The following is a 6,649-nucleotide window of genomic DNA, read 5'->3' on the forward strand; positions in this document are numbered from 1 at the left end:
GGGCTAGCCCTCCTCCTCGTAGGCGCGGATGCGCCGGACGATCTCGGCGGCGTCGGAGGAGCAGGAGAGCATGCCGTGCATGAAGCTGAAAAAGTGCATGACTTCGCTCAGGTCGTAGGCGGCCGGGGCGCGCTCGCGGCGCATGGCCGTCAGTTTCGCCCGGGCCACGGCCACGGCGGCGGTCAGGGGCTCCAGTGCGGGCAGGGGGCCCTGGCGGCGCAGGTGGACGGCCAAGGCGCGCAGGATTTCGGCCACGGCCCCTTCCAGGCCCGTCAGTTCCTCGGGCAGGTGGCGGTGCAGCCCCTGGCCACGCCATTCGGCGGCCACGTGGTCCATGGCCAGGATGTGCTCGAAGAGCCGCTCGCCCCGATAGAGCAGCATGGAGCGCAACGCGCCCTCGTCGCCGCCCCGGCCCTCGATGACGGATTCCCGGCGCAGCTCCCGGCAGCGGGCCAGGGTGCGCAGGATGCGGTCCTTCAGGGCGAACACCTGCCGCTCCACGTAGTCGTCGTGGAGCCGGCCCTCGACCACCAGGGCGAAATAGGCGGCCGCGTCCTCGAAGATGGCGGCCAGGCCGTGCTCCATGGCCCGGCTGGCCCGGGAGGGCAGCACCAGGGCCGAGACGGCCAGGGCGGTGACGATGCCGATGGAAATTTCGAAAAACCGGTCCACGCCCATGGTCAGGGCCGAAGTGCCGGGATGGCCGCCCAGGATGACGATGACGGCGGTGATGCCGGCCACCCGCGAGCTCTCGCGCAGCTTGGAAATGCCCGTGCACACGGCCAGGGTGACGAAAACGGCCAGGCCCACGGCCAGGTAGGACTGGCCGCCCAGGTGGGCGGCCACGCCGCCGGCCACGGCCCCCAGGGCGGTGCCGGCCAGGCGCGTCCAGGAGGCCCACAGGGAACCGCCGAGGTTGGCCTGCATGACGATGACGGCCGTGACCACGGCCCAGTAGCCCTGGGGCAGGGCCAGGGCCGTGACCAGGATGTAGGTGGCCACGGCCGCCGCCGCCGTGCGCAGGGCGTGGCGCAGCCCCAGCCGGCGCAGGAGCCGTTTCGCGCCTTCCTTCCACTTCTTCGCTGTCACGCCTCCTCCTTTTCGGAAGCGGGCTGTGTATCCTTGTCGCCCCGGCTTGGGAAGTCCCCGGCCGGGGGTGCGCCCGGCGTGTTGTGCCCGGCGCGGGCCTGTGCTAAAATATGCCGAACTTCAAGACAATCCCATTTCGGGATTGCCTTGCCCGCATGGAGACGTCCGCCATGCAGCACATGCGAGGACGCATCGTCGGCAGCCGCGCGCCGCAAGCGTCTTCCGGATTCCGTCCATGCCCGGCCCATCGGAGCCACGCGTGACCGGCGGCCGCCTGCTTGTCTGCGGCGCTCCGGACCGCGACGCCCGCCTCCTGGCCGCCGGCCTGGCCGCGCCCGGCCGGCGCACCGGCGCGTTTTCCCCGCTGACCGCTCTGGAGCTTTCCTGCGACGCCCTGCCCGACGTGGCGGTGGTGCCCCTTTTCGATTCGACGCCCGAAACCTGCGCGCGGCTTCTGGACCGCTGGCGCGGGCGGCCCCTGCATGCGGTCTTCCTGGCCAGGGCGGACTTCGCCCCGCCCGAGCCGCCCGAGGGCGAAACCCTGCGCCTGCTTGCCGGCCTCGACGCCCGGGGCGTCGCCGCCGTGCTCGACCTCCTGGCCGAGCGCGACGCCCGGGACAGGACGGCCTGCCGGGCCGAGGCCTGGCGCGACGCCTTCGTGGCCGGTTTTCCGGGCTTCATCGTGGCCTGCGACCCCAGGCTCCGGGTGGCCTTCGCCAACGCGCCGGTGGCCCGCCGGGCCGGCGGCGACCCCGTGGGGAAACCCTGCCACCTCGTCCTGCACGGCCGCGACGCGCCCTGCCCCTGGTGCCCCCGAGAACTGGCGGAAGCCGGCCAGAGCGTGGCCATGGAGATCCAAAGCCCCCTCGACGGCCGGTTCTTCTCCATGACCAGCAGCATGCTGCACCTGCCGGGCAGCGAACCGCTGCTGTTCACCCTTTGTTACGACATCACCGACCGCAACATGGCACTTTCGCGGCTCAAGGTCCTCAACCGCGACCTCGAGCGCCGGGTGGGCGAACGCACGGACACCCTGGCCCGCCAAGCCGAGGACCTGGCCGAGGCCAACGAACGCCTGCGCGAGCTTGATGCCCTGAAATCCGGGTTCCTGGCCACGGTCACCCACGATCTGCGCACGCCGCTCACCTCTGTGCTCGGCTTCGCCAAGTTGACGCGCCGGGACTTCCTCAAGGACTTCATGCCGTTTTCCGAGGTCAGCGACGTCCTGCGCCGCCGGGGAGCCCGCATCGCCGACAACCTCGCCATCATCGAGGCCGAGGGCGCGCGCCTGACGCGGCTGGTCAACGACTTCCTGGACCTGTCCAAGATCGAATCCGGCCGGCTGGCCTGGAACGACCGGGTCGTCGACCCGTCCGAGGTGGCCCGGGCGGCCATCGACGCCGTGGGCGGCGAGTACGAGCAGAACCAGGCCATGGCCCTCGTGGTGGACATGCCCCCCGGCCTGCCGCCCGTGCGCCTGGACCCGGACCGGCTCATGCAGGTGCTCGTCAACCTGCTCACCAACGCCGTGCGCCACACCGGCGAGGGCGAGGTCATCCTCTCGGCCAGGCAGCTGCCCCACCGCCGGCTGGAACTGCGCGTGTCCGACACCGGCCCCGGCATCCCGCCCGAAGAGCGGGAACGCATCTTCGACAAGTTCCACCAGGCCGGCCGGGGGGACACCACCGACGCCGAGAACCGTGGGACGGGCCTGGGCCTGGCCATCTGCAAGCACATCGTCGAACGCTACGGCGGCAGCATCCGGGCCGAGGATCGGGTCCCGCGCGGAACCGCCTTCGTGGTGGAGCTGCCGGTCTGGACAGGCGGCGACGGCGGCGCCGAGCCCCCCACCGACATGCGCCCCAGCCCCGACCCCCTCCTTTCCTGACGCGGCGGTCCCCCGCGACACGCCGGGCGGCCGGCCGCCCTGGAACGCCCGGATCGCGCGGCTTGCCGTCCCATCGTGATCGGGACGGCAAACCGTGCTTGCGCGCGCCGGCGCGGCGCGTCAAATGTCGTTGAGGTCGATGGTGCGCGGCGCGGCCTTGGGCTTGGCCGGCTCCTTGGGGCCGCTTCCCGGGGAGGCGGGGGCCGAAACGGCCGGCGACAGGTCGGAACCGGAGGAGCGTTCGGGCCGCGACGAGGCAGGAGCGCCCGCGGCGGCCGGCGTCGCCGCCTTGCCCCGGGCGGCGCACAGAATCCGCGCCGCCTCGAGGCGCGACCGGGCCTGGCTCGCCCCGCCGGAATCGCGGGTCACGGCCTGCTGGTAGGCCGCCAGGGCCTTGTCGCACTGGCCGGAAAGCAGCAGCGCGTCGCCCAGGGCCACGGCCGCGCGCGGGTCCTTGCCTCCGGCCTTGGCCGCCGCCTCCAGCATGTCCCTGGCCCGGCCGACGTTGCCGTCGGCCAGCGAAAGCTGTCCCAGGCCCTCCATGGCCGGCGCGTAACCGGCATTGGCGGAAAGGGCTGTGGTGAAGGCCCGCTCGGCCTTCTCCCGGCCGTCCCGGACACAGGCGTCCCCGGCCCGGGCCAGGGTCTCGGCCCCGGCCCCGGTCCCCACCTTGGACAATTCCCGGCAGGCCGTGGCGTAGTCCTTGCGGTCGTACGCGGCGTTGCCCGCGGTCAGGGAATCGCCCGCAGAGGGCTCGGACGAGGAAAATTTCAAGGCGCCGCAGCCATAAAGGCCGACGAGCAAAACGGCCAGGGACACGGGCGCGGCAAGACGGCGAAAGGTCATGGCCTCACCTCCGGTTGACTTCGCGAAGCGATGCCAAGGCTATCCCAAAGCCCGTCCCGATTGTCAAACCGGCCCCGGGCTGCTACGGATTCGGTAAATCACCGCAAACCGGAGGATCGCCATGTTCCGGCGCGCGCTGCTCCCCCTCGTCCTCGCCCTGGCGGCCGGCGCGGCCCGGGCCGAGGACGTCGCCCACGTCGCCCGCCCCGGCGACACGCCGGTCGTGCTGTCCAAGACCTACCGCGTGTCCGTGGCCGCCATCCTGGCCCGCAACAAAGGCCTCGACCCCTGCCGCATCAAGGTAGGCGACGTGATCCTGGTGCCCCGGCCGGACGAATCGCCGCCACCGGCCGCGACAGCGCCGCAGCGGCCGCAGGCCGACCGGCCCGCTTCCGGCCTCCTCCCGGACGAGGAAGCCGACGACGTGCGCTACATCGTCCTGCCCGGCGACCACCCGGCGGCCATCGCCGAGCGCTTCGGCATCCCCCTGGAGACCCTCGCCCGCGCCAACCCTGGCATCGACCCCAAAAAACTCTCCGTGGGCCGGGTGCTGGCCATCCCCCGGGAAGCGGCCTGCGCCCCGCCGCCCCTGCCCGTGTCCCGCCCCGGAGAAAACGCGACGGGCGCGCCCCTGGCCACCGATTTCCAGTGACCCGGAGCGCGCCCGCCTTTATTATGGAAGTCCCGGATCAGCCGCGCACGCGCACCGCCGCCAGGGCCGGTTCGCCCTCCGCCGTCCCCTCGCCCTCGACCTGCGCCACCTTGTTGAACCGGTCGGCGAAACGGCCGGCCATGATCGAGCACACGAAGAGCTGGAGCTGATGGTAGAACATGATCGGCATCACGATCATGCCCAGGGCCGGATGCGCGCCGAAAAGGAGCTTGGCCATGGGCACGCCCGAGGCCAACGTCTTCTTCGAGCCGCAAAAGATCGCCGTGATGCGGTCCTCCATGGAGAATCCCATCCAGCGCGACACCTTCGAGGAGATGTAAAGGGCCATGGCCAGAAAGATCGCCGCCCCGCCCAGGGTCATGGCGATGACCTCGAGGCCGTTGTTGGTCCACAGCCCGGATTTGACCGAGTCGCAAAACGAGCCGTAGACCAGCATCAGGATCACCAGCTTGTCGAAGGCGTTGATGAACTTCTTGTGGCGCGAGGCCAGGTTGCCCAGGATCGGTCGCAGAAGCTGCCCCAGCACGAAGGGCAGGAAAAGCATGGTGGCGATGTTGACCACCGCCTTGCCGAAGGACATGCCGCCCGCGCCCTGCATGTCGATGACCAGCCCCACGATGGCCGGGGTGAGCACGATGCCGAGCAGGCTCGACAGCGTGGCGTTGAAGATGGCCGCCGGCACGTTGCCCTTGCCGATGGCCGTCATGGCCACCGACGACTGGATGGTCGAAGGCAGGGCGCACAGATACAGAAAGCCGAGCATCAGCCCCTCGGGCACGATGCCGCCGAAGACCGCCCGGAAAGGAAAGAACAACAGCGGAAAGGCCACGAAGGTCAGCGACTGCACGAGCAGATGCAGCTTCCAGCGCGACATGCCCTCCCGGAGGCTGCGGGTGGACAGCGCCAGGCCGTGCAGGAAGAACACCGCGAAAATGCCCGCGTCCGACACCGTCTCCGCATGCATGGTCCCGCCCGTGGACCCGAACTCCGGAAAAAGCGTGGCCAACGCCACCGCCGTGATCATGCCCGCCAGAAACCAATCCTTGGCCATCTTGCGCAAAATCCTGCCCACCATGTCCTTCACTCCCCGGCCCGCCGGCCGCCTGAAATTGCGACGCGCCGCCCTATGCCGCGCCTGGAGTGTACTAAGCATGGACATCGCCTCCGTCTCGCGCTAACTTGACAATATATAGCGAAAAATGGACATGGAAATCCTGCGCACCCTGCCCTCCCTCGACGGACTGCCCCGCCTGGTCTTCCCGCGGAGCGAAAGCCTGGCCGCCGGCTCCACCTCGCCCCCCCACAGCCACCCCTTCGGCCAGCTCTCCTTCGCCGGCGACGGCGTGCTGCTCGTGCGCACCGAAACCGGCAGCCACGTGGCCCCGCCCCAACGCGCCGTATGGGTGCCGCCCGGCATGCCCCACCAGGTCGCCGCCTCCGGCCGGGCCGAAATGCGCAGCCTCTACATCCGCGCCGACCAGGACACATTCTCCCCGCCCCGCTGCCTCGTGCTGTCCGTCACGCCCCTGGCCCGGGAACTCATCCTGGCCGCGGCCGCCCTGCCCGCCGACTACGACGAGGCCGGACCGGCCGGCCGACTCGTAGCCGTGCTCCTGGATCAGCTGGCCACGCTGCCCGAGGCCGCCTACAGCCTGCCCTGGCCCCGCGACCCACGCCTGGCCGCCGTCTGCCAGACGCTCACCGACACGCCCGACGACAGCCGCACCGCCAAGGACTTCGCCAAGACCGCCGGCATGACCGAGCGAACCCTCGGCCGACTCTTCCTGGCCCAAACCGGGCTGACCTTCGGCAACTGGCGACGCCGATCGCGGCTGCTCACCGCCCTGTCGCTGCTCGAAGCCGGCAAAAACGTCACGGCCACAGCCATCGAATGCGGCTACGACTCGACCTCGGCCTTCATCGCCGCCTTCCGCGACGCCTTCGGCATCACGCCCGGCGCGTTCGTGCGAGGGGGGTGATGTGGAAGAGGAGGAGAGGGGGAGAGAAAGAGGAAGAGGAAGAGGAAGAGGCCTCCGGCGGGGGGGGGGGGGGGGGGGGGGGGGGGGGGGGGGGGGGGGGGGGGGGGGGGGGGGGGGGGGGGGGGGGGGGGGGGGGGGGGGGGGGGGGGGGGGGGGGGGGGGGGGGGGGGGGGG

6 protein-coding genes are annotated in these 6,649 nt (G+C 71.3%); 3 read left to right on the forward strand and 3 right to left on the reverse strand.

Annotated features, from left to right (window positions below; translation table 11 throughout):
• Positions 1 to 3: 3 nt before the first annotated feature.
• Positions 4 to 1,089 (reverse strand): FUSC family protein, encoded by a 1,086-nt coding sequence (locus Q1K70_RS14915; RefSeq protein ID WP_300161123.1) that lies wholly within the window; start codon positions 1,087 to 1,089, stop codon positions 4 to 6.
• A gap of 259 nt (positions 1,090 to 1,348) precedes the next feature.
• On the opposite strand from Q1K70_RS14915, the gene Q1K70_RS14920 reads away from it, so the two are divergent.
• Positions 1,349 to 2,977, forward strand: coding sequence for a HAMP domain-containing sensor histidine kinase (locus Q1K70_RS14920; protein WP_300161125.1), 1,629 nt, complete (start codon positions 1,349 to 1,351; stop codon positions 2,975 to 2,977).
• 120 nt (positions 2,978 to 3,097) lie between these two features.
• On the opposite strand, the gene Q1K70_RS14925 is transcribed toward Q1K70_RS14920, so the two are convergent.
• Positions 3,098 to 3,823, reverse strand: coding sequence for a tetratricopeptide repeat protein (locus Q1K70_RS14925; RefSeq protein ID WP_300161127.1), 726 nt, complete (start codon positions 3,821 to 3,823; stop codon positions 3,098 to 3,100).
• A 121-nt stretch (positions 3,824 to 3,944) separates the two neighbouring features.
• On the opposite strand from Q1K70_RS14925, the gene Q1K70_RS14930 reads away from it, so the two are divergent.
• Positions 3,945 to 4,475, forward strand: a complete 531-nt coding sequence (locus Q1K70_RS14930) for a LysM domain-containing protein (RefSeq protein WP_300161129.1) — start codon at positions 3,945 to 3,947, stop codon at positions 4,473 to 4,475.
• 37 nt (positions 4,476 to 4,512) lie between these two features.
• On the opposite strand, the gene Q1K70_RS14935 is transcribed toward Q1K70_RS14930, so the two are convergent.
• Positions 4,513 to 5,571, reverse strand: coding sequence for a bile acid:sodium symporter family protein (locus Q1K70_RS14935; RefSeq protein WP_300161131.1), 1,059 nt, complete (start codon positions 5,569 to 5,571; stop codon positions 4,513 to 4,515).
• A gap of 130 nt (positions 5,572 to 5,701) precedes the next feature.
• On the opposite strand from Q1K70_RS14935, the gene Q1K70_RS14940 reads away from it, so the two are divergent.
• A complete protein-coding gene (locus tag Q1K70_RS14940) occupies positions 5,702 to 6,475 on the forward strand; it encodes a helix-turn-helix transcriptional regulator (RefSeq protein WP_300161133.1) in 774 nt (257 codons plus the stop codon).
• Positions 6,476 to 6,649 lie beyond the last annotated feature (174 nt).

The organism is Solidesulfovibrio sp. (assembly GCF_029978005.1).
In the GTDB taxonomy this organism is placed as follows: Bacteria; Desulfobacterota; Desulfovibrionia; order Desulfovibrionales; family Desulfovibrionaceae; genus Solidesulfovibrio.